The sequence below is a fragment of the Moritella dasanensis ArB 0140 genome (genome assembly GCF_000276805.1).
In the GTDB taxonomy this organism is placed as follows: Bacteria; Pseudomonadota; Gammaproteobacteria; order Enterobacterales; family Moritellaceae; genus Moritella; species Moritella dasanensis.
Genome location: NZ_AKXQ01000011.1, coordinates 46,717 through 72,459, shown reverse-complemented (window position 1 = coordinate 72,459; position 25,743 = coordinate 46,717). Strand labels below are relative to the sequence as shown.

Genomic DNA, 25,743 nt, shown 5'->3' with positions numbered 1-25,743 from the left:
TAAATGCCGTTGAATTTTAATTAATTGGTTACATTTTTACAAGGACAATGAGACATTAATCATGGATTTTCAGTGATTAAGTCAATATCTGTCGCTTATGACCCAGTAAATAGAGCAAGTCGCTCTGTTTCTGTGTTAACGACAGTCATACAAGTAAGAAACAGCATTACTTTTAACAAAGCTGTAACCGCATCAATTAAATAAAAGATAAAAAATAGACAAAAAAAAGACAAAAAAAAGCCTGGCATATGCCAGGCTTTCGTCGCAATAAAGCGAACCACAAAAAACGGATTAACGTTTTGAGAACTGTGGACGTTTACGTGCTTTTCTAAGACCAACTTTCTTACGTTCAACTTGACGAGCATCACGAGTAACAAAACCAGCTGCACGTAGGCTAGGACGTAAAGTTTCGTCATAAACCATAAGTGCGCGAGTGATACCGTGACGGATTGCGCCAGCTTGACCAGTAGTACCACCACCAGAAACAGTGATGTTTAGGTCGAATTTGTCTTGTAGACCAACTAAGTCAAGTGCTTGACGAACAACCATACGAGCCGTTTCACGACCAAAGTAAACGTCTAAAGAACGTTTGTTGATAGTAAGTTGACCAGTACCAGCTGTCATGAATACACGAGCTGTTGAACTTTTACGACGACCAGTGCCGTAGTATTGATTTTCTGCCATTTGCTTAAATTCCGTAAATTAGATGTCTAGAACTTGTGGTTGTTGAGCAGCATGGTTGTGCTCAGGACCTGCGTATACTTTCATCTTACGGAACATTGCACGGCCTAGAGGACCTTTTGGCAACATACCTTTAACTGCAGACTCGATAACGCGCTCTGGAGCTTTATCAATTAGCTTTTCGAAGCTGATTGATTTTAAGCCGCCAATGTAACCTGTATGCGAGTGGTAAATTTTACCCTTCGCTTTGTTACCAGTTACAGTGATTTTTTCACAGTTAACAACGATGATGTAATCACCAGTATCAGCATGAGGAGTGAACTCAGGCTTATGCTTACCACGTAAGCGAGAAGCGATTTCAGTCGCAAGACGGCCTAAAGTTTTACCTTCAGCGTCAACAACGTACCAGTCACGAGTGATCGTGCTTGGAGTAGCAACAAAAGTTTTCATTTATATTAAACCCAATAAAATTTGTTTAAACTATCATATATACTTGTCTATATATGAACTATATACCTTGCTTATCCCTTCGAATAAGTACATGGCGTCATTAGGACAAGGAACCACCACAGCACCTTGTTCGTGGGCAGCACGCATTATAAAGAGAAATGAGCGAAATTTCACCTATATTTTAAAAAAAATAGGATTAATCTCAAAAAACATTCATATAGTACCAAAAAATTGACTGGAATTAAGGCTATTTCCGCAATTTAACTTGATGTACTTGATGATTTAAGTCTTTAGTCAGAATAAGGTTAGCACGTTCTCGGGTTGGTAAAATATTTTCTACTAAGTTTTTACCATTAATTGTCCGCCAAATATTCAATGCCACCCCTTTTGCTTCGTCCTCATCCAATTTAGCGTAATGATGGAAATAAGAACTCGAATCGGTAAAGGCACTTTCACGTAATTGCAAGAAACGTTGCACATACCAATTTTCCAAGTTTTCAGTGTCGGCATCAACATAGATAGAGAAATCGACAAAATCAGAAACAAACACACGATGCGGGTCATTCGGATATTCTAATCCCGATTGCAATACATTTAAGCCCTCAAGAATAACGATGTCCGGTTGCTCAACAACGACTTCCTTGTCCGGTTCAATATCATAAGAGAAATGAGAATAAACTGGCGCAGTAACACGAGCATTACCCGATTTAATATCGGCAACAAATTTAACCAATGAATTTATATCATAACTTTCAGGAAAGCCTTTACGCTTCATCAAGTCGTGTTCTTTGAGGTATGCATTTGGATACAAGAAACCATCGGTGGTGATCAACGCCACCTTTGGGTGCTCGCTCCAGCATTGTAATAAGGCCTGTAAAATCCTTGCAGTGGTACTTTTACCGACAGCAACACTACCAGCAAGGCTTATAATATAAGGTACCTTGCCCACTTTACGACCCAAGAATTGATCCCGAACGACACGACGCTGAATACGATTAGTGACATATAAATTAAGCAATCGCGATAATGGCAGGTAAATATCACACACTTCTTCAATAGAAACGCGTTCATTAATCCCTTGTAACTGCTTTAATTCGAGAGCGGATAAGGTCAGTGGTACTGACTCGCGTAGTTCAGCCCAATATTCCCTGTCAAACACTTGATATGGTGAGTAATTCATTAAACTAAAAGCCTACTTAACGCCCGAAAAATCACTTACTTCGCGTATTTAGAAGTAAGCCTTTGCAATGGACTTAATGACGTAATAACACTATATACGTCACTTTGTCAGTCCATGTCCGCCGAAACAATAGCCTATATACTTACCGTAACTCAATAAATAAATGTGTTAGTTAGTGTATTTATTTTAATAACGCGCACAAAAACTACCTATTTGGTGCTAAATCAGCCGTGTTTGAGCCGTTCTATACTTTAAGGTAAATGCTCACGCGCGAGATAGTCATGTGATTGCATCTCTTGCAAACGCGATAAACAGCGACGGAATTCAAACTCCAACAAGCCTGAGCTATAGAGCGCCGACATTTCTAGTTCAGCGGACATGATCAAGGTAACATTACGTTCGTAAAACTCATCGACCATGGCAATAAAACGACGGGCGACGTCACCCGTTAACGGCCCCATCTGTTTTACGTTGGCTAATAACACGGTGTGATAGATACGTGAAATTTCCATATAATCAACTTGACTGCGTGGACCTCCACATAATTCGGTAAAATCAATCATCAACACGCTATCCGCTTCTGCTAACGTTTGGATTTGGCGATTCTCAATGTCTATCGGTTGATTGTAGTTACGCGGATCACAAGATAATTGCTGAAAATATTGATCGAGATTTTTCTGCGCGACACTGTCCAATGGAAAATGGTAAATTTCCGCTTGTTCTAAGGTCCGTAAGCGATAATCAACGCCACTATCGACATTAATAATGTCACAGTTTTGATTAATCAAATGAATCGCAGGTAAAAAACGAGCGCGTTGCAGACCATTACGATAAAGCTCATCAGGAATAATATTCGATGTCGCGACGAGAATAACTTGATGGGAAAATAACTCCTCAAACAAGGTACCTAAGATCATCGCATCAGTAATATCCGAGACAAAAAACTCATCAAAGCAAATAACGCGCGTTTCATCTGCTAACTTCTTCGCGATGACTTTCAGTGGATCTTTTTGTTGCGATAACCCTTTTAACTCTTGATGGATCCGATGCATAAAACGGTGAAAGTGAATACGGGTTTTATTTTCAAACGGCAGGCAATCGTAGAAAGTATCAACTAAATAGGTCTTACCTCTTCCAACACCCCCCCAAAAGTAAATGCCTCTCACTGGATTGATGAGCGTCGGTGCAGGCTTTGTTGTGAATTGTTTTAATTTAACCATTAGGCTACGTTTAGCGGGTAGTGCTGGCACCGCTAACAATTCATCAAACAGCCGTTGCAATGCCATTACGGCATTTTCTTGTGCTGCATCAAACATAAAATCAGGGCGCTTTAAATCAAGCTGATATTTCTCTATCGGAGTCATTATAATTGCTAGTCCTTTGCTGTTTTTAACGCCTTTTATTGCCATATACCGACACGCATTAATGATAATCAATGCTACCATGTTGTATTCTTTTGAAATACACTATTTTAAAACTAAGGTAGTTATATTAGAGTATAGAAATAAGCGTTTCATACTTAGACTTAGTAACATAAAGTTAATTTAGTAGAATACAAATTTCCATTTAACGAGGTGTATATGCCCTATTTTGAAATATTAATTAGTCTGGTTATCGGTATTGTTATCGGTTTTGCGATTGCGAAGGTAACCAACACCAAAGATCAAACAGGTAAGTTTAAGGGTAAATTATTAGCGAAAGAAGCTGAAATTGAACAATACAAACATGATGTTAATGAACACTTCAACAGTACTGAAGCGCTATTAATGAAACTGTCTGATAGTTATGTTGAAATGCAACAGCACTTAGCCGATAACGCCAAGCATTTATTAGACAATGTGGCCGTCAAAGATATTCCGTTTCAGGCTAAAGAAATAATCGATCCAACAGAACCGCTTGAAGGTCAGCCAAAAGATTATTCAAGCACCAGTTCAGGACTATTGAACAAATAACTTGAACTTTTCGTTTTTGACCACACCTAACTATTTATGCTTATAATTTTTAGGGGTTTAAACTGTGATGAAAGTACATGTTATAAAAGTTAGATCACACTGCAAAACACTCACCGCGTTAGCATTAACTGCCGCGATGGGGTTAACCAGTTTACCTGCAACAGCAGCGTTTCCTTTCGCTGTTGCAGGACAACCACTGCCAAGTCTGGCCCCCATACTTGAGCAAGTGACCCCTGCCGTTGTCAATATATCCGTATCGGGTACTAAAGTATCACAACAGCAAATCCCTGAAGAATTTCGCTATTTTTTTGGCCCTGATGGCTTAGGTTCTAAGCAGCAAGCACAACCATTCCAAGGCCTAGGTTCTGGCGTGATCATTGATGCGAAAAGAGGTTATGTCCTCACCAACAATCATGTCATTGCCGATGCAGACAAGATCCAAGTAATGCTCAAGGATGGCCATGAGTATGAAGCCAAGCTTATCGGTGCAGATAAAAGCAGTGATATCGCCTTATTACAAATTACAGCAAAAAACCTAACCGAAATTAAATTCGCGGACTCGGATAAGTTACGAGTCGGTGATTTCACGATTGCGATTGGTAATCCCTTTGGCTTAGGTCAAACCGTCACATCCGGTATTGTCAGTGCCTTAGGGCGAACCGGCTTACAATTAGAAAACCTCGAAAATTTCATTCAAACCGATGCAGCAATCAATAGTGGTAACTCCGGCGGCGCACTAGTTAATCTGCGTGGTGAGTTGATCGGCATTAATACCGCCATATTAGGCCCTAATGGCGGTAATGTGGGTATTGGTTTCGCCATCCCAGCCAATATGGCCAATAATCTAGTACAACAAATTATTGAACACGGTGAAGTACGCCGTGGCGTATTGGGTGTAGCAGGACAAGAGTTAACAGCCGATCTGGCCAAAGCATTTGATATCGATGTGCAGTATGGCGCATTCATTAACCAAGTTAGCCCCAATTCTGCTGCCGAAGAAGCTGGGTTAGTCGCAGGCGATATTATTGTCAGTGTTAATCATAATAAAATTCGTAGCTTCAGTGAACTAAGAGCACGTATTGGTACCTTAGGTCCAAATAAAGAAATCACCTTAGGCATCGTTAGAGACGGTAAAGAAATACCGGTCACCGCAACACTCAAACCCGCAGATAACCAACTCGCAGATGCCAGTAACATGCACCCGAGTCTGAAAGGAGCGATATTAGCGAGCACTGACAAAGACCAAGGCGTGATGATTTCTGACGTGAAACCACGCTCCATGGCCGCAGACGCTGGATTAAAACAAGGTGATATCATTATTGGGGTAAATAAAGATAAGGTTAAAAATCTCGCTCAATTAAAGGCGTTACTGTCTGAAGAAAATGCCACTCTGGCGCTTAATATTCAACGTGGCGAACAACATTTATTCCGAGTATTACGTTAGCGGCTACGCTAGGTATTACATCACTTTACACGTTATTTTTTACATTATCCGAGGAAGAGGTGTTATTCTCTACGTTGCTATTTTTGATGCGTAACGTAGGGATATTTCAGTGAAAAATTTGTGGTCATATGTTTCAAAAAGTATCCTCCTCGGTATTGCTGTCGCTGCAGTACTGCTGTTGGCGTTACCACAATTACAAAACAAGCAAGGCCTTACGCAACCCTTTTCATTAGGGCTTAGTGAGCAAATGAGCTTTGCTGCTGCCGTAAAACGTGCAGCGCCTTCTGTTGTTAATATCTATACACGCACCTATCAAAAATCAACGATTAACAGTAAAGCGACATTACGCCCACAAAGCCTTGGTTCAGGCGTGATCATGAACAAAAAAGGCTATTTACTGACAAACTATCACGTCATCGCCAATGCCGACCAAATTATCGTGGCGCTACAAGACGGTCGATTCTTTACTGCAGAATTAATCGGTTTTGATCAATATACCGACCTTGCTGTATTAAGTATTGATGCCAAAAACTTGCCCAGTATCCCACAGAGTAAACATGAACAAACCAACATAGGTGACGTCGTACTTGCCATTGGTAACCCGTATAACTTAGGCCAAACTATCACTCAGGGTATAATCAGTGCCCGTGGTCGTATTGGTATGAGTACCACTGGGCATCAGAACTTTTTGCAAACCGATGCGGCGATTAATGAAGGTAATTCCGGTGGTGCACTGGTTAACAGTCTCGGTGAATTAGTCGGTATTAATACCGCTTCTTTTCAGGTTTCTGAAAATGTTGAAACGATGGGTATCAGCTTTGCGATCCCCTACCCGCTAGCGGTTAAAATAATGAATTCATTAATTGCCAATGGTCGGGTGATCCGTGGTTATCTCGGTATTGAAGGCACATCGATTAATACGGTCATGGCAAAGTTACTCGGTTTAAAAGCCAATCAAGGTATTGTGGTACAAAATACCGCACCCGATTCTCCCGCCGAAAAAGCCGGTTTGGTGACTGGCGATGTCGTCATCAAGTTCAACGAGACTGAAATTGATAATGTGATTTGGTTGATGGATGTAGTGGCAGAACAACGTCCAGGTTCAAAAATTAATTTAACGGTTATACGAGAGGGTAAACAACTCGACATCTCAGTCACACTCGGTGAACTGCAAGCACTACAACCTCAATAATATTCAAGACAAGATAAATTCAGACACAAAAAAGGCGCATTTGAATGCGCCTTTTTTATTTATAATAAACAATTACCTGTTATTCGCGGTTATTCCCATGACAAAGCGTCAACGAGTATTAACCTTCAATACGAATAATGTTGCCGCCTAAGCCTTGTAGTTTATCTTCAATAAACTCATAACCACGGTCGATGTGGTAAATACGCTCAACCGTAGTTTCGCCTGTAGCAAGGAAACCAGCAATAACTAGACTTGCAGATGCGCGTAAGTCAGTTGCCATTACTTGTGCGCCAGTCAAACTGTCAGTATCACGACAGATTGCCGTATTACCTTCCAGTTCAATATCAGCGCCCATACGTGCTAATTCAGGTACGTGCATGAAACGGTTTTCAAAAATAGTTTCAATGATCGTTGATGTGCCTTTCGCCACTGTATTTAATACCGTGAACTGCGCTTGCATATCCGTAGGGAAACCTGGGTAAGGTACCGTTTTGATATTTACCGCTTTCAATTCACGACCTTGCATATCAAGTGAGATCCAGTCGTCACCCGTTTCAATCGTCGCGCCCGCTTCTTCAAGCTTAAGCAATACTGCATCAAGTAATGAAGGGTCGGTTTTATGACAGGTGATCTTGCCACCAGTAACAGCTGCAGCAACAAGGAAGGTACCGGTTTCGATACGATCAGGTTGTACCGTATAAGTACCACCATGCAGAGCTTCAACACCTTCAATGCTTAAGACGTCAGAACCAATACCACTAATTTTAGCACCAAGCGAATTTAAGAAATTAGCTAAGTCAACTACCTCTGGTTCTCTCGCTGCATTCTCAATCGTGGTAACGCCTTCAGCAAGTACCGCGGCCATTAATAGGTTTTCAGTACCCGTTACGCTAACCATATCCATCAAGATACGTGCGCCTTTTAAACGACCATCAACGCGGGCTTTAATATAGCCTTCTTCAACGTTAATGTTCGCTTGCATCATTTCTAAACCGTGAATGTGTAGATTCACTGGACGAGCGCCAATCGCGCAACCACCCGGTAAAGAAACATCTGCCGTTGAGAATTTAGCCGTTAAAGGACCAAGTGCTAAAATTGATGCACGCATGGTTTTAACTAATTCATAAGGGGCTTTCTGGCAGTTAACCGTACCTGCAGTGATAACAACATCACCATCTGCATTACGTTCTGCTTGCGCACCCAGTTCACGTAACAACTGTAACGTGGTCTTAATATCTCTTAATTCTGGCACATTCTTAAGAATGATAGTTTCATCACTTAGTAACGTTGCAAATAAAATCGGTAGCGCCGCGTTCTTAGCACCCGAAATAGTCACATCGCCATTTAACTGACAAGGACCTTTAATTAAAAACTTATCCATTCTGATCCAGCCTAAGAAGGTAATATAAATTTACGTTCGCGAACCCATTCTTCAGGTGTATATGCCTTGATGGTTAACGCATGAATACTATTTGATGCAATTTGTTCTTTTAATGGCGCATAAATAGCTTGTTGTTTTTTTACACGGTTCATACCGACAAACATCTCGGCGACAGCAATAACGTCGTAATGGCTGCCTTCACCTTTCACGTGTAGTTCCTGGAACGTATACTCATTTTCCAGCAATGTTTTTAATTCTTGAATATCCATAATACTTAAATCCTATGATGCCGCCATTCTAAGCCAAGTTAAAACTCTACATGCCGCGGTCGCTAATGGACCTAAAACAATAGTGCCAGCATGTTTAGTTTTAAGTGAATGGCGTTCTGAATGAGAGAATCGCGCTTAAAACTAAAGTATTAAAATAGCCCAGTATTCTAAAAGCAATCGCTATAATACACAATCCAAAAGTAGCACTAACTACCGATTTTTAGCCCGCGATCATTCAATAGTCGACAAGATTTAACTATTTTGCTTTTCTTTCAGTGAAAAAAGACCGAAAATAGTGTTCTGTTTTATCTGCTGCAACTGTGCTGATGTTAACAACAAATATAATTATTTTAATGCTTGGATTGATTGCTCTGGTTATAAGTGCCGATAAGTTCGTCTACGGGGCCGCCGGATTAGCGAGAAATCTCGGTATTTCGCCGCTGATTATTGGCCTGACTATTGTCGCAATGGGGTCATCTGCACCGGAAATGATGGTCGCTGTCTCGGCATCGCTAAATAGTGCACCCAATACGGCAATCGGAAACGCGATTGGTTCAAATATAACCAACATCACCTTAGTATTAGGCATCACCGCGTGATTAAAACCATTACTCGCGCGACTTCTACTATATGCTTGGTGCTACGATTATCATGCTATTAACAGCAATGAGTTTTAAAGGCCGTCCGGGTCGTATCAACCGTATTGAAGGTGGGTTACTCCTTGTTGGCTTTATTGTGTTTAACAGCATTTAACAGTACTTAATATTTTTAATCTAAGTATTAAACCGTATTTTTATTAGGGAATACCATGTCTAGTCAGTTTAATTATTGCCAAAGTGCGCTTAATGTCATTCAAACAGAAGCGGCGGCGATCACTCAATTAAGTCAGTATATTGATGTAACATTTACAGCAGCCTGCGAATTATTAATCGCTTGTAAAGGTAAAGTAATTATCACTGGCATGGGTAAATCCGGTCATATTGCCAATAAAATTGCCGCGACACTCGCCAGCACGGGTACCCCTGCGTTCTTTGTGCATCCAGGCGAAGCCAGTCACGGTGATTTGGGGATGATTGGCGGTGACGATGTAGTCATCGCACTGTCAAATTCCGGTGAGTCAGATGAGATTCTAGCCTTGTATCCCGTGCTTAAGCGTTTGAGTATTCCAATTATCTCGATGACAAGTAACCCTAATTCAACGATGGGACGCGAAGCACAAATTAATTTGTGTATTAAAGTGGATAAAGAAGCCTGTCCATTAGGGCTGGCGCCAACATCAAGCACCACTGCAAGCTTAGTCATGGGCGATGCGATTGCCGTGGCATTACTTGAAGCAAAAGGCTTTACGGCAAATGATTTCGCCCTGTCGCATCCCGGCGGCAGCTTAGGTCGAAAATTATTACTGCGTATCTCCGATATTATGCATAAAGGTGAAGGCGTGCCGAGTGTACTGCACAGCGAAACGATCTCTGATGCCTTATTAGAAGTCTCTCGAAAAGGGCTAGGTATGACGGCCGTAACGAACGACAATAAGTTGGTTGGTATTTTCACCGACGGTGATTTACGCCGTATTCTTGATGCACGTATAGATATTCACCAAACCCCAATCAGTGAAGTAATGACCCAAAGATGTGTTACTATTAATGAACATATTTTGGCCGCAGAAGCCCTTGCTGTCATGGAAAATAAAAAAGTTAACGGTTTAATTGTCGTTAATGAACAACAAGAACCGGTCGGCGCCTTCAACATGCATGACTTACTACGCGCAGGTGTACTATAAAATGATCAACACGTTATACGGTCCAATCCCACAAGAAATTTTAACTAAAGCAAAAACCTTAAAACTCCTCATCTGCGATATTGATGGCGTGTTCTCTGACGGTCGCGTGTATATGGGCAACGATGGCGAAGAGCTTAAAGCGTTCCATACCCGCGATGGTTTTGGGGTTAAATCACTGCTTAATGCAGGCATTGAAGTGGCAGTTATCACTGGACGTCAATCAACTATTGTCGCCAATCGCATGCAAGGTTTAGGCGTTCAACATATCTACCAAGGCCAAGACAACAAAGTTATCGCGTTCAACATGCTACTCGAAAAGTTAAGCCTATCTCCAGAGCACGTGGGTTACATTGGCGATGATGTTATTGACTTGCCAGTAATGAACTTATGCGGCCTCAGTGTCGCCGTTGCCGATGCGCATCCGTTAGTCAAAAAAGGCGCGGACTTTAGCACCTCCATTCGCGGTGGTTTTGGCGCAGTAAGAGAATTAGCAGACCTTATCCTATTAGCTAAAGGAATGTTAGACCAAGCACAAGGCACCTCGGTATGAATCGACAAAATGTAGGGATAGTCATCCTCTTTTTGTGTGCCCTTGGTATATGGCGATTTTTTTCGCCTGATGAACAAATAACAGCACCTGCATCAACAGAATATCAACCTGATTTCACCGCAGAAGTACTCCGCAGTGTCGAATTCAGTATTGAAGGCAAAATCATACGTCGCATTTTTGCAGATAGCATGGAGCATTATGGCGAGTTAGGCATGACAATGTTTACTAACCCCGTTATTATCCTTTATGATGAGAATGCACAAGCAACGTGGAAAATCCAGGCCAAAGAAGGTAACTTCAGTAGTGAGGATGTCGCCACATTACGCAATAATGTTGTCATCAAAAATATGGCTAAAAATGATTATATCGATGTCATCACCACCAGTTATTTACAATTAGAGCTTGCCACAAACCTGGTACGTAGCGATCAATTAATTACCATTACTGGCGACTTGTTTAATCAAACAGGTATTGGGCTAGAAGGTGATTTAAAACAAGAATACATGACTATCCTTAAGCAAGTTAAAGCGATATATACTAATGATGAAAAAATATAAAATTTTCCTGCTAACGTTATTGATGAGCAATTCAGCTCTGGCGTTAGAGTCTGACTTTGAAGAAAATGTTGTCGTAAACGCCAAACGTCAAGAAGTGTTTATTAAAGAGAACCGCGTCATATTTTATGATAATGTTGTCGTGACTCAAGGGACGATATTGATCCATGCTGATAAGCTAACGGTATTAAGTTCAAATGGTAAAGGCACTGAAGTGATGATTGCCACAGGTAACGTCGCCACTTTTTATCAAGAACTTGATGACGGTAAGAAAATCAACGCTGAATCGAATGAGATCCGTTACGAACTTGGTAAAAAACGTTTAACGTTAACAACCAATGCCCGTTTACGTCAGGCTGACAGTGAAGTCAAAGGTAACAAGATAATTTACCAAATTGATAAACAAGAAATGATAGCCGAAAGTGGTAATAATGAATCAGATCGAGTGATCACAATTTTCACTCCTGAAGACACTAAAACTAAGTAGAGTAAGTAATTCATATGGCGCGTTTAAAAGCATCACACTTAGCAAAAAGTTACAACAAACGAAAAGTTGTTTCAGATGTGAGTCTCGAAGTTGAATCAGGCCAAATTGTTGGCTTGCTTGGGCCCAATGGCGCAGGTAAAACAACCACCTTTTATATGGTAGTTGGCTTAGTTAAACGAGATCATGGACAAATCTTCATTGATGATCAAGAATTAACGCATGAACCAATGCATATTCGCGCACAGCAAGGTATTGGTTATTTACCGCAAGAAGCCTCCATTTTTCGTCGCCTATCGGTCACTAAAAATATCATGGCGATTTTAGAATTACGTCCAGAGCTCAGTCGTTTTGAACGCGAAGAAAAATTAGAAGAATTATTAGAAGAATTTCATATTACCCATATTCGCGATAGTTTAGGCATGAGTTTATCAGGTGGCGAACGTCGCCGCGTTGAGATTGCCCGCGCACTGGCCGCTGACCCGAAATTTATCTTATTAGACGAACCGTTTGCCGGTGTAGATCCAATTTCGGTTGGTGATATTAAAAAAATAATTCAGCATCTACGTGACCGTGGTTTAGGGGTATTAATAACCGACCATAACGTACGTGAGACGCTCGATGTATGCGAACACTCTTATATTGTTAGTCATGGACATTTGATCGCATCAGGTACTTCTGAAGAGATTTTATCCAACGCAAAAGTGAAAGAAGTATACCTTGGAGATCAATTCCGACTATAGTCGAATATCAGTTCCAAATATAGTTTGATATTGATACATAGCCGCATTAAGGAAGAGAGAGTAGTCGTTAGATGAAGCCATCATTACAACTTCGTATGAGTCAATCTCTGGCAATGACGCCACAGTTACAACAAGCGATCCGGTTATTACAATTATCGACCTTGGAGTTACAGCAAGAGATTCAAGAAGCACTAGATAGTAATCCACTTCTAGAGCAAGAAGACCCCCATGAATCGCTTTCTAACGATACCGAGAGTAATGCAGCTCATGATGGTAATAGTCATGACGCCAGCAGTCATGATAGCAATAACGGTGATGCGCCAACCGACAGTAGTCAAATTGAAGTTGGCGATGCGCTTGCCAGTGAATCAATGCCCGACGAATTACCCACTGACAGTAATTGGGATGATGTCTATACCCCGCAAATTCAAAATCACAGTAGTGGCAGTGCCGGTATTGATGGACTTGATCAAGTCTATCAAGGCGAAACCAGCGAAGGTTTATACGAGCACTTGATGTGGCAAATGGAATTAACCCCCTTTTCAGATATCGACCGCGCGATTGCCATCGCCATTATTGACGGTATTGATGACCATGGTTACCTTAACCAAAGTTGCGAAGAAATTCTTAACAGCGTTGATATCGATCATCAAGAAGTCGATCACAACAACGACGCCAAGATTGAATTAGATGAAGTTGAAGCGGTACTAAAACGCATTCAACACTTTGACCCCATCGGTGTAGCTGCACGCTCACTGCAAGAATGTTTATTGATCCAGCTCCAACATTTACCTGAAAACACCCCTTGGTTAACGGAATGTCAGCAAATAATTCACGCTCATATGGATTTATTGGGTAATCGCGACTACCGTCAATTAGGCCGTAAAACAAAATTAAAAGAACCTCAGCTTAAAGAGATCATGCAATTAATTCAAAGCCTAGAACCAAGACCAGGTAATGTCATTGATCAAACTGAAGGGCTTTATGTGATACCTGATGTATTAGTAAAGAAAAAAAATAACCAATGGGTAGTAGAGTTAAATCCTGACATTGTGCCAAGATTAAAAGTGAACAATGATTATTCTAATCTTGCGACGGGTAACCGCAACAGTAGCGATGGGCAATTTGTTCGTACCCACGTGCAAGAAGCCAAGTGGTTTATTAAAAGTTTAGAAAGTCGTAATGACACTTTGCTAAAAGTGACAAAAAGTATTGTGCAACGTCAAGTTGATTTCTTTGACTATGGTGATGAAGCCATGAAGCCAATGGTACTCAACGATATTGCTGAAGAAGTTGAAATGCATGAATCGACCATTTCACGGGTAACGACGCAGAAATTTATGCACACGCCACGTGGCATTTTTGAATTGAAGTTTTTCTTCTCGAGTCATGTAAGCACAGATACCGGTGGCGAATGCTCATCAACTGCCATCCGGGCGCTCATTAAGAAATTGGTTGCGGCAGAAAATGTCAGTAAACCATTAAGTGACAGCAAAATTGCTGATTTACTTGCTGATCAAGGTATCAAGGTGGCTCGACGTACTATCGCAAAGTACCGAGAAGCACTGAGTATACCACCATCGAATCAGCGCAAGAGTCTGTTATAGGACTCACCTAACCTTCATAAGGGAGACGTATATGCAAATTAATTTAACAGGTAGACATGTAGACATTACAGATTCACTGAAAGATTACGTTGATAACAAGTTTTCCAAATTAGAACGACATTTTGAACACATTAACAATATTCATGTGATTTTAAATGTAGAGAAACTACTTCAAGTTGCAGAAGCCAAAATACAGTTAAGCGGGGGTGAAATCTTTGCCGTACATGAACATAACGACATGTATGCAGCCATTGATGGCTTACTGGACAAGCTCGATCGCCAGGTCATTAAGCATAAAGAGAAATTAATTCGTCATTAATTTAAGTCCCATAACAAAGAACCTAAAGGAAATAAACTTTTCCTTTAGGTATTAATGCTTCTGACATAATTAAAACATATCATATCCACATCAATTCCGGGATAATAAGCCTTCTTTTATAGTACGACAGGTTTAAAATTAGCAACCTAATTTTCACCCTGCTAATGCTATATTCGCTGCGCAGATATGGGGACAGAACATGAAATTAATAATAGTCAGCGGCCAGTCAGGATCCGGCAAATCAATTGCATTACGGGTACTTGAAGATTTAGGCTACTATTGCGTAGACAACCTGCCAGTTACCTTACTCCCACAGCTACTACAAACCTTAAATTCCAAGACTGAAAAAATGGCAGTCAGCATTGACGTGCGTAATTTACCGACTGATAAACAAGAATTAAATGACATTATTACGGCGCTAAAAGCCAGCACCGATCTCACCAGTTTATTTCTTGATGCTAATAAAGCAGTGCTTATTAAGCGCTACAGCGAAACAAGACGACTGCATCCATTAACCAAAGATGAGCTGTCATTATCTCAAGCAATTGAAATAGAAGAAACACGCTTACGTCCTATCGCCTTGCATGCAGATTTAAAAATCGATACCTCTGAGTTAAATATTCATGAGCTCAGCGAACAAATAAAAGAACGTATTTTAGGCAAGAAAAACAACCAACTCGTCCTTGTTTTTCAATCCTTTGGCTTTAAACATGGCCTACCGATGGATGCAGACTATGTCTTTGATGTACGTTTTTTACCAAATCCACACTGGATCCCTGAATTAAAACCTTACACAGGTCTTGATGAACCGGTGATTAATTACCTCAGTCAGCAGCCAGAAGTAATGAGTTTCACCCTGCAAATTGAAAACTTATTAACGACTTGGTTGCCGCTGCTAGAAAAAAATAACCGCAGCTATGTCACCGTTGCGATTGGTTGTACTGGCGGTCAACATCGTTCGGTATTCATCGCTGAACAACTGGCTAAAAGCTTTAAGTTACAAGACCGTGTTGTACAAACGCGTCACCAAACATTAGAAAAAAACAAACATAAAATTAGCTAAATACTCTCAGCATTAACAAAGTGATACCGTTAATTATTATTATATTTTATGGTATCACTTGTTAATACTGATTATAAATACAGATTAAGCTAGAATTGCGCAGCACCTGCGAGCAAGGTCTTGCAGCAAAAGAATAAGAATGGGGACAACATATGCCAGAAAAAATGGAGCATGAAAGCACACACATACGTTTAAGCGAACTGAATGAAGCACTTGATAGTGGTATGTTTGTTCACGTTAAACGAATGCTCTACCAAATCCCCCCTTGTGATATCGCATTATTACTCGAATCATCGCCACCAGCAGGCCGTAAACTGCTATGGCGATTAACCGATTCTGAAATGCAAGGTGAGATCCTTGACGAGCTCAACGAAGATGCTAAAACCAGTATTCTCAAACTCATGGATACCGAATCGCTTGTCGCGGCGACTGAAGGTTTAGATTCCGATGATTTAGCCAATATTCTCCGCAGTCTCCCAGATAGCATCTATCAAGAAGTTATCTCGAAAATGGATACCCAAGATCGCCATCGCCTCGAAGCGGCAATGGCCTATCCGGAAGACACTGCGGGCAGTATCATGGACACTGATACCATCACTTTTCGTCCAGATGTCACTGTCGATGTTATTTTACGCTATATCCGTTTACGCGGAGAACTACCAGAAGCAACCGATACCTTATACGTGGTGGATAAAGATAATCGCTTAATGGGTGATGTATCTTTGGCGATGCTACTGACCACAGATCTAAACAGTGTGGTCGATACCATCATGGATCGCCAAGCTGAAACATTACCAGCCAATATGGATACCTCCGAAGTCGCCAAGTTATTTGAACGTCATAATTGGATCTCTGCGCCTGTTATTGATGATTCAGGTAACCTACTCGGTCGTATTACCATTGATGACGTGGTCGATATTATTCGTGAAAATGCCGAGCATGACATGATGGGCATGGCGGGCATGGATGACGATGAAGATACCTTCGCTCCGGTAATACAAAGTACCAAGCGCCGTACACTCTGGCTTGGGGTTAATTTAATTGCCGCACTGACTGCAGCATCTGTATCCAATATGTTTGAAGCCACGTTAGAGCAATTAGCGACACTGGCTATTTTAATGACCATCGTACCGAGTATGGGCGGTATCGCCGGTAATCAAACGTTAGCTTTAGTTATTCGTGGTATGGCAGTGGGTCATATTAGTGAAGACAACAGCCGTTGGTTAATTGGTAAAGAAGCCATGGTTGGCGCATTGAATGGTGCTATTTGGGCCATCTTTATCGCTATCATCGTCTCGCTGTGGAAAGGTGATCCGTCACTCGGTCTCATCATTGGCGGTGCGATGTTTATTAATATGTCGATTGGCGGACTCGCGGGTGTAGTGATTCCATTGGTGATGAAAAAATACAATATTGATCCCGCATTAGCAGGCGGAATGGCGCTCACGACCGTTACCGATGTCGTCGGTCTATTTGCCTTCTTAGGCATGGCAACACTGGTCTACGGTTCATAAAACGCGTTTAAATCGCGAAGTAATGACCGAGCCGAGAATGATTACCGCGTGATAAACAAAAAAAGCCTGTGTCTTAACGACACAGGCTTTTACATACTATTAATATTAAAAATAAGGCGCGATCACACTCAAGCTTAACGGCTAATTAGTTACCGGCAATCTGCATTGACTCTAACAGTGTCGAACCCATCAAAATGCTGCTACGAATATCAACGTCGTTACCCACAGCAACGATATTTTTAAACATATCAGTTAAGTTACCCGCAATGGTAATTTCATGGACTGGATATTGTACTTCACCGTTCTCAACCCAGAAACCAGACGCGCCACGGCTATAATCACCCGTCACTATATTAACGCCTTGACCCATCAGCTCAGTCACTAATAAACCAGTGCCCATTTGACGACACAACTGACCGAGAGTTTCACCTTTGCCCGTGACGTTCCAGTTATGGATACCACCAGCATGACCAGTTGTTTGCATGCCTAATTTACGGCCGCTGTAACTGGTAAGTAAGTAACTTTTTAAGATACCTTGTTCTACCACATTTAAATCTTTAGTACGCACACCTTCAGCGTCATACATAGAGGATGCTAAACCCCCTAAAATATGTGGGCGCTCTTGGATGTTCAACCAATCAGGGAAAATCTGTTCACCCAACTTGTCTAATAAGAATGATGATTTACGGTATAAACTACCACCGCTAATGCCCATCACTAATTGACCCATTAAGCTACTTGCTACGTCATGATGAAAAATAACAGGCACATTACACGTATCAATTTTACGCGCGCCTAGACGGTCTACAGTGCGATTAACCGCTTCTGTAGCAATCTGTTCAGGTGTCCACAATTTACTTGCGTCACGCGCCATTGAGTAGCCGTAATCACGTTCCATTGCACCATTTTCTTCGGCAATCAGTACTGAACTCATGCTGTGACGGGTACTTGCATAACCATTCACCAAACCATGGCTGTTACCATACACTTTAATGCTGCTGTGACTGGTAAATGCACCTTCACTGTTCACAATACGTGAGTCTTGCGCTAAGGCTAAGCGTTCTGTCAGACACGCTTGCTCAATGGCATACTCAGGTTTAATTTCAATTGGGTGGCATAAATCTAAGTCTGCAGGTGAAAACGCCATGAGTTCACGATCTGCTAGACCTGCAAACTCATCTTCAGCTGTGTGCAACGCGATATCTAACGCCGCTGCGACTGTGCTTTGAATGGCAGCTTCACTTAAATCAGACGTTGATGCATTACCTTTACGTTGACCGCGGTATACACAAATACCTAACGCGCCATCGTGGTTGAATTCAACATTTTCAACTTCACCCATGCGCGTACTCACAGACAAACCAGTTTGTCGTGAAATAGCTACTTCAGCATCACTCGCGCCCGCTTTTTTAGCGATTTCGAGTGCTTGAGTAACGGCTAATTCCAATTTATTTTGTTCTAATGTAATTTGCTGTTTTAAGTTCATGGGCTCGTTTCAATTAGTTATACTGGATTTAGCATACCATGATGCGATATAAATTCCTCCAGCAACTGCGCAATTAGCAATAAACTGATACAATTAACATATCAATCGTTTTGAAAAAGAATATTATGAGCGTAAAAGAACGAAATATTACCAGTGAAAAGTCTTACCGACGCGCTGAAGACGACGAGCTATATCAAAGTCGTGCAGAAAATAAAATCGAAATTGCCAAGACTCTTGAGCTTGCTGGCGCTATCTCTTTATTGAGTAAAGCTGAAATTGCCAAGATGGGTTTCTCTGAGCATTTACTGGCTGCAATTGTTACAGCGAGAAAGATCTCAATACGTACAGATGCTTACAGCAGACATCAGTCGTACATGTGTAAGATCATGCGTAGTGACGGTCTTGAGCCAATCCAAGCGGCATACGATAAGATCACCAATAAGTACAACCAAGCAACAGTTGAGTTAGCAAAACTAGAAATGGTACGTGATAACTTAATTGCCGGTGGTGATACTGCGATCTCAACATTACTGGAAACCTATCCAAATGCTGACCGTCAGAAATTACGTCTACTTATTCGCCAAGTGAATAAAGAACTTAAAGCTGAAAAGCCGCTTAAAGCAGCAAAACCAAGCAAAGAAATCTTTAAACATCTACGTGAAATTGCCGGTATATAATATTAATCAGCCATCTCGGCACATTTAATATTTAACCAGTACAAACAATAAAGCCCTAACAAGTGATTCATATACTTGCTAGGGCTTTATTTTTATCTGCTATTTTTTAACCGTGACGTTTAAAGTGTCCAGCAGCATTATTAGCTGCCCGTACCACCGACTGTCATGCTGTCTAATTTTAATGTTGGCTGACCAACACCAACAGGGATGCTTTGGCCTTCTTTACCACAAATACCGACACCCTTATCTAACTCCAGATCATTACCGACCATAGAGATATCTTGCATCGCGTCATGACCATTACCGATCAAGGTTGCCCCTTTAATTGGCGTGGTAATTTTACCATCCTCAATTAAATACGCTTCTGATGCCGAGAATACAAACTTACCCGAGGTAATATCAACCTGACCACCACCAAAGTTAGGCGCATAAATGCCCTTCTTAACCGTGCTAATAATTTCTTCTGGGCTATGCTCGCCAGGTAACATGTAAGTATTGGTCATACGCGGCATAGGTAAATGTGCGAATGATTCACGACGACCGTTACCTGTTGATTCCACACCCATTAAACGGGCATTAAGTTTATCTTGCATATAACCTTTCAAAATACCCTTTTCAATCAACATGGTATTTTGCGTTACCGTGCCTTCGTCATCAATGTTCAATGAACCACGGCGATTCGCTAAAGTGCCATTATCAACAATAGTGCACAGTGGCGATGCAACTTGCTGGCCAATTTTACCCGCATAAGAAGACGTGCCTTTACGGTTAAAATCGCCTTCTAGGCCATGACCTACCGCTTCGTGTAATAATACCCCAGGCCAACCAGCACCAAGAACCACAGTCATCGCACCAGCAGGTGCATCAATGGCCTCAATATTAACCAGCGCTTGGCGTACCGCATCTTTAGCATAGCTAAACGCACGTTGCACACCATCAACATCATCTAAAAAGTAATCAAAACCATAACGACCACCGCCACCAGCGCCACCACGTTCACGTTTACCATTTTTCTCAATCAACACAGAACAGTTCATACGTACTAATGGGCGAACGTCTGTCGCCAACGTGCCATCTGTTGCTGCCACTAATATTTCTTCGTATACCGCAGATAGACTCACGCTCACTTGCGTAACGTGTGTATCCAATGAACGCGCATACACATCAACTTCATGTAATAAGTCAATTTTACGTTGTCTTTCCATGCTCGCTAATGGATCTAATGGCTGATAAATTTCACTACCTTGTGGTTTGCTCCACGCTTTCACTTTACCTTCACCACCGCTGCCAGCAATACCACGCGCCGCTTTCGCAGACTGCGTTAATGCCTTTAAGCTGATCTCATCAGAATAAGCAAAACCGGTTTTCTCGCCCGAAACTGCACGAACGCCAACACCCCTTTCGATATTAAACGAACCTTCTTTAACGATACCGTCTTCTAAACCCCAAGATTCATGTTTGCAAGCTTGGAAATAAAGATCACCATAATCAAGCTGATTGCCCATCAATAATGACAGTGTGCTCTGCAGCTTATCGACGTTTAAACCGGCTGGCAGTAAAATTGAATTTTCGACTTGTTCAAATCTCATTTGGATTATTACTCTTTATTTTTCAAGCTCGCCGTAAAGCGTGCATGTTGTAAAATAGGTATGTCAGTACGTACTTGTACTAACTTATGTTTGTCTAATAGCGCACAACTGATACCGCATGCCGACGTTTGTTGTGCCAGTATCTCTCCCCAGGGGTCTAAGATAACTGAATGCCCCCAAGTATGACGATTGTGGCCATGATCACCTACCTGATTCGCCGCTAACACGTAGCATTGGTTTTCAATTGCTCGGGCTTGTAACAGGGGTAACCAATGGGCTTTACCTGTCACATAAGTAAACGCGGCAGGCAGTAAAAACACATCGACATTAGCCGCACTCAGTGCACGAAATAATTCTGGAAAGCGTAAGTCATAACAAATCGCCATGCCAACCGTTATATTGCCGACGCGAAAGGTCGCAATCCGATCACCGGCAATAAAGCTATCTGATTCTTTATATACTTGAGTCTTTAACGCTTGCTTAAATACCGTCTTAGCTTGGTCATCATTCGTGATAACAGAGACAGCTGGAACATGCGCATCAAACAAATGGATCTTGTGGTAATGTTGCACCAATTCCCCATTCGGGTCAAATGCTAAACTCGTGGTGTAAATACGCTCATCAATATCACTAAGAATAGGGAAAGAACCAGCAACCAGCCAACATTGGTATTGTTTCGCCCAATCAGCAAGTTGTTGCTGAACAAGGCCCTGTCCTAATACTTCTGCATGGGCTAAATAATCGTCACGATTGGAAAATAACGCGAAATTCTCAGGTAATAATATTAACGTCGGGGCAACTTGCGTATCAATCAACGCCAGTTGCGACGCCACAGTCGCTAAGTTTGCTGCAATATCAGCACCAGAGTTCATTTGTATTGCGACTAACTGCATTACTTACCTCCTGAAGTTTGCGACTCAGCGTCATTAAGCAATCTGTCCGGTACAGTGATAGCTTGTTTATTACGCTTACCTTCGGTAAATACGGGATTATCAAAGTCGCCACTGACATTAAATTTAAGCTCGGTGATCACTTCAACCACCGGTTCTAAGATCTTGGATAACGCAAACACAGCCAATGCAGTTGTTGGCGTGACTGCAAACGCCGCCAATACTGGTAAACTAGAGGTCACATCGGGGAAGAAGCTTAAATTATAATTAATCGTATCCGTGACTAAATCGATATAACCATGGCCGGTGATCTTACCGCTATTAGAATTAAGGATAAAATCTTTATTATTAATCGCACCATCAACGATCAGCAGTGACCCTTGCATAGACGAATATGGCAGCCCGTCATTAAATACATCACTGAAATCTAAACTTAAGCGCTTCACTAATGACTGTAAGCTCAGCACACTTAAGAACCGCGTACCTTTATCACTGACATTCGATATACGCCCTGCTTTAGTGGTTATTGTCGCATTACCATTTAATGAGTCACCATCAATATTAAAAGGCTGATCTTGCCAAGCCAGTCTGAAGTTAACATTTGCAGGGGTCTTTGCCAATGGACTGATCATGCCTAGGCCCGTCATAAACTCTTCAACACTCTTAGTGCTTAACTCACCCTGTAATTGCGTTGCCTGCTTACCTTTCTCATCCGTAAACCAACGCCCAGTCATAGCCACAGTGGAATGTTCCATATCAACATCAAGGGCTTTTAAGCTCAGTCCTGTCGTACTCTTACTTACTTTAGCAGACGTTTGACCTAAATTAATTTGGCCTAAAATACAGGCGCCACAATTAAAATTAAAACCCGGTACATCTTGCCAAACAAGTTCGCTAGATTGCGGTTCATCTACGATATTCTCGGTTTTGGCCTGGTTATTCTCATCACCATTAAACACTAAATCAGGTAAATATAAATAATCAAAATCGATATTAATATCACCGACGTCAGGGATAACAACAGCCCCATTAAATTCATCAGCTTGTAGTGCGATACCCCAATTACGGTAACCTTTAGTGGCGGTAATATTTAAGTTGGTCAAGGGTTGTTGGTAATAAACAGTGTTAGCCACCGCCACTTTAATCGAGGATAAGGGTTCAACAGCACTACTGACATCGAAATTACTGTCTGGCAAACCCTTGTACCATGACTGCCAATCGGCAAGTGCAAGGTTATCGACATTCATAACCACGGCATTTGCGGTATCACTGATAAGTAGTTCATCAGCATTACCTATCTGAACTAAAGATTGGATCAAGGTTAATTGCTCACCGGCGTAATTAACCTGACCAGAGAAGTAGATCAGGTCAGTCGAATTGAGTTGAACATGGGCTTGTTTATCATTACCGACAACAGCAATATCGGTTGGCCAATCCTGCGAGGCTGCTTTACCTAAAGGAATGGGTAAATCGAGTATTACGCTCTCTAAATCACTCTGTAAATCAAATTCATAGTTAAACCCCTGCTCAGGGAAAACCATGTTTAACGAGCCTTGCCAGTTCACATAACCCGACACATACTGCTGATATTCGGGCATGAACTGCATCATCACCTTTTCACTCGCCCAGTTACCCGCAAGGTCAACATTGACTTGATAGTCACTGTCTTGCTGTGCACTGGTAAAGCTGACATTTAGTTGCTCGTCGAACAACGTGGCTGTTAACGGCGTTGATGACAAACCTGCATCATCAAACTTGAAACTACCTTTCACATTGTCCAAGGTTAAATCCAGCGCTGGCAGATAAACACCGGCATTCACCAATCCAATATCACCGCTGACAATAACAGGATCATCATCCGTAAATGGAATGACAATATCAATTTCACCGTTAATATCGCCTGACACTTGTACGCTATTCAAAGTATCAGATATTTCAGGCAGCGGACTTAAATCAATCAGCGATTTGGCACGCTCACCAGTGGTTTTAAATTTAGCTTGGATATCGAGCGCTTGCACATCACTCAGATTAGGTAATTGCAAATCAACCGCCGATATAGCAACGTGATCCAAATTACCTTGTCGCGATGACATAAATAAATCATCGTTTTGAAATAATAGTTCTAACTGCAATTCCGTTAAGCTTGGCCATTGCGGATCAAATTTAAACTCAGCATCGACGACATTTAATCGGGTCTGGAAGATGCCGTCACCTTGGGCATAAGGATAATGAGCAAACTCACCAAACCACAACACTTGGCCATTCTCAGCATGGCCTTGTTTTAAAGCACCGCGTAGGTAATCAATTAACCCTTCCCCCATATACTCGGTTGGGTAGTAATAATAGGCTTTACTGGCATCGCGTAACGTCAAATCACCCGCAAGGCTGAGAAATGGCGGTGCATTGGTCGGAATATCCAACAAGAACTGAGTATCGAGGACTAACTCTGTGGTATCAACAAATACCTTGTCTGCGCTGATCTCAATACCTGTCGCGGTTGTTCCTGCGCCAGTATTACTGTTGCTTTTAGCATCAGCATCGCTATAGTCATAACGACGCCAGGTTAAATCAGTCGAAAATTGATTAACCTGAATACTATGTTCAAGATGCTCCGAGAGATCTAACGACACATCCTGCATATCAACACTGACCTTGCCAGCATCTAAACTGCCCGTCACGGCGATATCGACATTACCAATGGCTGGAAAACCTTGCCAACTTTGCAACTGCAAATCATCAACGTTTAGCTGATAACGCAGCTGAGTCCAATCTTGCATTGGGATCTTAATCTTAACGTCACGCACTAGGCCATGTGGATAAAGGGTTTTGAGATCCTTAAATAAAGCTTCATCAACATGCCGTGATAAGGCGACAATAGGGGCTAGCTTAGACAATTCCACTTGATTAACAAACGCCAACAAATCACTGTCTTGCTGCCTGACTTGTAAATCTAGCTGTGGCCAGACAATACCATTGGTCACCAACGCTAAATCACGACTATCTAACTGCCAACCGGAATCCGTTAACTGCCATTCCAGTTCACCGCCCCAAATATTGAGGCTTTGCTGTAGATCACCACTTTTCCACGTAAACGCGGAAGGCTGTAACTGTAATAATGCCGATGTTGGTTTATTGTTGGCAATATCAATCCAACTTTCAAAACTGAGCGCGCCTTTTTTCAGTCCTTCTCGATCAAGTAATACTCTTTCAAGCCAACTCGATAAACTCACATTTTCGGCTTGAACATAAACTTGACCACTGACATTGGCTAAATCGTTTTTGGCACTGGTGACATCCACCATAATACGCAAGTTATTATCAGTGATATCATCATTGATGTATGCCCAACCTTCCCCTCGGTGTCGATTACCTTGGTTTAGCCAAGCAAATTCAGGGATATGAATAATCTTTTCTTCACCCGCAGGGGTTAGTACGCGTAAGTTACTGTTGGTTAATTCAAAATGTTCCAGCTGACGGAAAAACACATCAAGCAGACGAGTTAATTCAGGAGAAGATAGTTTAGTGTCTTTTTCTTTACTGCTTTGAAACGGAGAAATGGGTAGCTTTATCTGCACACCATCTAAGATAAGGTTATCAATCAGCAGTTTTTGTTCTAAGAGACTATTCCAAAAATCGACGCTGATCTTAATACGCGCGACATCAAAATTATAAGGCAGGGATCCATCGAACTTTACATCGAGCGTATTTACAATTAATACCGGACCAAATTTATACCAGCCCGCATCAATACTTGCAACTTCAATACTCACCGATTGATCAGCGACCAGCCAGTCAATCACCCGATCATGATATTGATTCAGGTAAGGTAAACTCGCCCGTAGCAGGCTAATCGAAACTGCAGAAAAAACAGCTAAGCAAGCAAACGTATACAGGCATATTTTGCCCAGCCTTCTTAGCCAATTTCGAGTGCCTGTCAC

23 protein-coding genes and 1 pseudogene are annotated in these 25,743 nt (G+C 41.7%); 14 read left to right on the top strand and 10 right to left on the bottom strand.

Annotated features, from left to right (window positions below):
• Positions 1 to 291: 291 nt before the first annotated feature.
• The 4 genes from rpsI to zapE form a co-directional block, all read right to left on the bottom strand.
• Positions 292 to 684 carry a 30S ribosomal protein S9 gene (gene rpsI / locus A923_RS0110885; protein ID WP_017221715.1) on the bottom strand — a complete coding sequence of 131 codons (393 nt, stop codon included), beginning with the start codon at positions 682 to 684 and terminating at the stop codon, positions 292 to 294.
• Positions 685 to 702: 18 nt separating this feature from the next.
• Complete coding sequence (gene rplM, locus A923_RS0110880; RefSeq protein WP_017221714.1) at positions 703 to 1,131, bottom strand: 50S ribosomal protein L13; 429 nt, start codon at positions 1,129 to 1,131, stop codon at positions 703 to 705.
• Between the two features lie 247 nt (positions 1,132 to 1,378).
• Entirely contained in the window at positions 1,379 to 2,311 is a 933-nt protein-coding gene (gene coaA / locus A923_RS0110875; RefSeq protein ID WP_017221713.1) for a type I pantothenate kinase, read from the bottom strand.
• Between the two features lie 251 nt (positions 2,312 to 2,562).
• Positions 2,563 to 3,675 (bottom strand): cell division protein ZapE, encoded by a 1,113-nt coding sequence (gene zapE / locus A923_RS0110870; RefSeq protein WP_026006202.1) that lies wholly within the window; start codon positions 3,673 to 3,675, stop codon positions 2,563 to 2,565.
• A 216-nt stretch (positions 3,676 to 3,891) separates the two neighbouring features.
• Between zapE and A923_RS0110865 the strand changes: the two genes are divergently transcribed.
• The 3 genes from A923_RS0110865 (at position 3,892) to degS (ending at position 6,899) form a co-directional block, all read left to right on the top strand.
• A complete protein-coding gene (locus tag A923_RS0110865; protein WP_017221711.1) occupies positions 3,892 to 4,263 on the top strand; it encodes a Z-ring associated ZapG family protein in 372 nt (123 codons plus the stop codon).
• A gap of 67 nt (positions 4,264 to 4,330) precedes the next feature.
• A complete protein-coding gene (locus tag A923_RS0110860; RefSeq protein ID WP_017221710.1) occupies positions 4,331 to 5,707 on the top strand; it encodes a Do family serine endopeptidase in 1,377 nt (458 codons plus the stop codon).
• 109 nt (positions 5,708 to 5,816) lie between these two features.
• The gene (gene degS / locus A923_RS0110855; protein WP_017221709.1) at positions 5,817 to 6,899 is read left to right on the top strand and encodes an outer membrane-stress sensor serine endopeptidase DegS; all 1,083 of its coding nucleotides are present in this window, start codon (positions 5,817 to 5,819) and stop codon (positions 6,897 to 6,899) included.
• Between the two features lie 118 nt (positions 6,900 to 7,017).
• On the opposite strand, the gene murA is transcribed toward degS, so the two are convergent.
• Both murA and A923_RS0110845 read right to left on the bottom strand, forming a co-directional pair.
• A complete protein-coding gene (murA, locus tag A923_RS0110850; protein WP_017221708.1) occupies positions 7,018 to 8,280 on the bottom strand; it encodes a UDP-N-acetylglucosamine 1-carboxyvinyltransferase in 1,263 nt (420 codons plus the stop codon).
• Positions 8,281 to 8,291: 11 nt separating this feature from the next.
• Entirely contained in the window at positions 8,292 to 8,549 is a 258-nt protein-coding gene (locus tag A923_RS0110845; protein WP_017221707.1) for a BolA family protein, read from the bottom strand.
• Between the two features lie 326 nt (positions 8,550 to 8,875).
• Here A923_RS0110845 and A923_RS23250 point away from each other — a divergent pair.
• From A923_RS23250 to mgtE, 10 genes and pseudogenes are all read left to right on the top strand, one after another.
• Positions 8,876 to 9,145: pseudogene (locus A923_RS23250) on the top strand (calcium/sodium antiporter); the annotation flags it as partial.
• 212 nt (positions 9,146 to 9,357) lie between these two features.
• Positions 9,358 to 10,329, top strand: a complete 972-nt coding sequence (locus tag A923_RS0110830; protein ID WP_017221704.1) for a KpsF/GutQ family sugar-phosphate isomerase — start codon at positions 9,358 to 9,360, stop codon at positions 10,327 to 10,329.
• A gap of 1 nt (position 10,330) precedes the next feature.
• The gene (gene kdsC / locus A923_RS0110825) at positions 10,331 to 10,879 is read left to right on the top strand and encodes a 3-deoxy-manno-octulosonate-8-phosphatase KdsC (RefSeq protein ID WP_017221703.1); all 549 of its coding nucleotides are present in this window, start codon (positions 10,331 to 10,333) and stop codon (positions 10,877 to 10,879) included.
• A complete protein-coding gene (lptC, locus tag A923_RS0110820) occupies positions 10,876 to 11,436 on the top strand; it encodes an LPS export ABC transporter periplasmic protein LptC (RefSeq protein ID WP_017221702.1) in 561 nt (186 codons plus the stop codon). Before kdsC ends, lptC begins: the two co-directional genes overlap by 4 nt.
• 22 nt (positions 11,437 to 11,458) lie before the next feature.
• On the top strand, positions 11,459 to 11,920 hold the full coding sequence (gene lptA, locus A923_RS0110815) for a lipopolysaccharide transport periplasmic protein LptA (protein WP_237716207.1): 462 nt from the start codon (positions 11,459 to 11,461) through the stop codon (positions 11,918 to 11,920).
• Positions 11,921 to 11,934: 14 nt separating this feature from the next.
• Positions 11,935 to 12,660 (top strand): LPS export ABC transporter ATP-binding protein, encoded by a 726-nt coding sequence (gene lptB, locus A923_RS0110810; RefSeq protein ID WP_017221700.1) that lies wholly within the window; start codon positions 11,935 to 11,937, stop codon positions 12,658 to 12,660.
• 71 nt (positions 12,661 to 12,731) lie between these two features.
• The gene (locus tag A923_RS0110805) at positions 12,732 to 14,267 is read left to right on the top strand and encodes an RNA polymerase factor sigma-54 (RefSeq protein ID WP_017221699.1); all 1,536 of its coding nucleotides are present in this window, start codon (positions 12,732 to 12,734) and stop codon (positions 14,265 to 14,267) included.
• 31 nt (positions 14,268 to 14,298) lie between these two features.
• Positions 14,299 to 14,586: a ribosome hibernation-promoting factor, HPF/YfiA family gene (gene hpf / locus A923_RS0110800; protein WP_017221698.1), complete on the top strand. Its 288-nt coding sequence runs from the start codon at positions 14,299 to 14,301 to the stop codon at positions 14,584 to 14,586.
• Positions 14,587 to 14,785: 199 nt separating this feature from the next.
• Positions 14,786 to 15,649, top strand: coding sequence for an RNase adapter RapZ (rapZ, locus tag A923_RS0110795; protein WP_017221697.1), 864 nt, complete (start codon positions 14,786 to 14,788; stop codon positions 15,647 to 15,649).
• A 152-nt stretch (positions 15,650 to 15,801) separates the two neighbouring features.
• The gene (gene mgtE, locus A923_RS0110790; protein ID WP_017221696.1) at positions 15,802 to 17,163 is read left to right on the top strand and encodes a magnesium transporter; all 1,362 of its coding nucleotides are present in this window, start codon (positions 15,802 to 15,804) and stop codon (positions 17,161 to 17,163) included.
• A gap of 145 nt (positions 17,164 to 17,308) precedes the next feature.
• On the opposite strand, the gene pmbA is transcribed toward mgtE, so the two are convergent.
• On the bottom strand, positions 17,309 to 18,649 hold the full coding sequence (gene pmbA, locus A923_RS0110785) for a metalloprotease PmbA (protein WP_017221695.1): 1,341 nt from the start codon (positions 18,647 to 18,649) through the stop codon (positions 17,309 to 17,311).
• A gap of 125 nt (positions 18,650 to 18,774) precedes the next feature.
• Here pmbA and yjgA point away from each other — a divergent pair, with 125 nt between their 5' ends.
• Positions 18,775 to 19,326, top strand: a complete 552-nt coding sequence (gene yjgA, locus A923_RS0110780; RefSeq protein ID WP_017221694.1) for a ribosome biogenesis factor YjgA — start codon at positions 18,775 to 18,777, stop codon at positions 19,324 to 19,326.
• Positions 19,327 to 19,466: 140 nt separating this feature from the next.
• On the opposite strand, the gene tldD is transcribed toward yjgA, so the two are convergent.
• Genes tldD through A923_RS0110765 form a run of 3 tightly spaced genes read right to left on the bottom strand, consistent with a single transcriptional unit; the run spans position 19,467 to position 25,743 of the window.
• The gene (gene tldD, locus A923_RS0110775) at positions 19,467 to 20,915 is read right to left on the bottom strand and encodes a metalloprotease TldD (protein WP_017221693.1); all 1,449 of its coding nucleotides are present in this window, start codon (positions 20,913 to 20,915) and stop codon (positions 19,467 to 19,469) included.
• An 8-nt stretch (positions 20,916 to 20,923) separates the two neighbouring features.
• Positions 20,924 to 21,808, bottom strand: coding sequence for a carbon-nitrogen hydrolase family protein (locus tag A923_RS0110770; protein WP_017221692.1), 885 nt, complete (start codon positions 21,806 to 21,808; stop codon positions 20,924 to 20,926).
• Positions 21,808 to 25,743 carry a YhdP family protein gene (locus tag A923_RS0110765; RefSeq protein WP_083849971.1) on the bottom strand — a complete coding sequence of 1,312 codons (3,936 nt, stop codon included), beginning with the start codon at positions 25,741 to 25,743 and terminating at the stop codon, positions 21,808 to 21,810. Before A923_RS0110765 ends, A923_RS0110770 begins: the two co-directional genes overlap by 1 nt.

What these genes read in the sequence shown, in the direction of transcription:
- rplM (WP_017221714.1), bottom strand. Translation starts at nt 1,131, where the DNA reads ATGAAAACTTTTGTTGCTACTCCAAGCACGATCACTCGTGACTGGTAC.
- rapZ (WP_017221697.1), top strand. Translation starts at nt 14,786, where the DNA reads ATGAAATTAATAATAGTCAGCGGCCAGTCAGGATCCGGCAAATCAATT.
- A923_RS0110805 (WP_017221699.1), top strand. Translation starts at nt 12,732, where the DNA reads ATGAAGCCATCATTACAACTTCGTATGAGTCAATCTCTGGCAATGACG.
- lptA (WP_237716207.1), top strand. Translation starts at nt 11,459, where the DNA reads ATGAGCAATTCAGCTCTGGCGTTAGAGTCTGACTTTGAAGAAAATGTT.
- lptC (WP_017221702.1), top strand. Translation starts at nt 10,876, where the DNA reads ATGAATCGACAAAATGTAGGGATAGTCATCCTCTTTTTGTGTGCCCTT.
- A923_RS0110770 (WP_017221692.1), bottom strand. Translation starts at nt 21,808, where the DNA reads ATGCAGTTAGTCGCAATACAAATGAACTCTGGTGCTGATATTGCAGCA.
- A923_RS0110860 (WP_017221710.1), top strand. Translation starts at nt 4,331, where the DNA reads ATGAAAGTACATGTTATAAAAGTTAGATCACACTGCAAAACACTCACC.
- tldD (WP_017221693.1), bottom strand. Translation starts at nt 20,915, where the DNA reads ATGAGATTTGAACAAGTCGAAAATTCAATTTTACTGCCAGCCGGTTTA.
- A923_RS0110830 (WP_017221704.1), top strand. Translation starts at nt 9,358, where the DNA reads ATGTCTAGTCAGTTTAATTATTGCCAAAGTGCGCTTAATGTCATTCAA.
- A923_RS0110865 (WP_017221711.1), top strand. Translation starts at nt 3,892, where the DNA reads ATGCCCTATTTTGAAATATTAATTAGTCTGGTTATCGGTATTGTTATC.
- coaA (WP_017221713.1), bottom strand. Translation starts at nt 2,311, where the DNA reads ATGAATTACTCACCATATCAAGTGTTTGACAGGGAATATTGGGCTGAA.
- lptB (WP_017221700.1), top strand. Translation starts at nt 11,935, where the DNA reads ATGGCGCGTTTAAAAGCATCACACTTAGCAAAAAGTTACAACAAACGA.
- A923_RS0110845 (WP_017221707.1), bottom strand. Translation starts at nt 8,549, where the DNA reads ATGGATATTCAAGAATTAAAAACATTGCTGGAAAATGAGTATACGTTC.
- kdsC (WP_017221703.1), top strand. Translation starts at nt 10,331, where the DNA reads ATGATCAACACGTTATACGGTCCAATCCCACAAGAAATTTTAACTAAA.
- zapE (WP_026006202.1), bottom strand. Translation starts at nt 3,675, where the DNA reads ATGACTCCGATAGAGAAATATCAGCTTGATTTAAAGCGCCCTGATTTT.
- murA (WP_017221708.1), bottom strand. Translation starts at nt 8,280, where the DNA reads ATGGATAAGTTTTTAATTAAAGGTCCTTGTCAGTTAAATGGCGATGTG.
- mgtE (WP_017221696.1), top strand. Translation starts at nt 15,802, where the DNA reads ATGCCAGAAAAAATGGAGCATGAAAGCACACACATACGTTTAAGCGAA.
- hpf (WP_017221698.1), top strand. Translation starts at nt 14,299, where the DNA reads ATGCAAATTAATTTAACAGGTAGACATGTAGACATTACAGATTCACTG.
- yjgA (WP_017221694.1), top strand. Translation starts at nt 18,775, where the DNA reads ATGAGCGTAAAAGAACGAAATATTACCAGTGAAAAGTCTTACCGACGC.
- pmbA (WP_017221695.1), bottom strand. Translation starts at nt 18,649, where the DNA reads ATGAACTTAAAACAGCAAATTACATTAGAACAAAATAAATTGGAATTA.
- rpsI (WP_017221715.1), bottom strand. Translation starts at nt 684, where the DNA reads ATGGCAGAAAATCAATACTACGGCACTGGTCGTCGTAAAAGTTCAACA.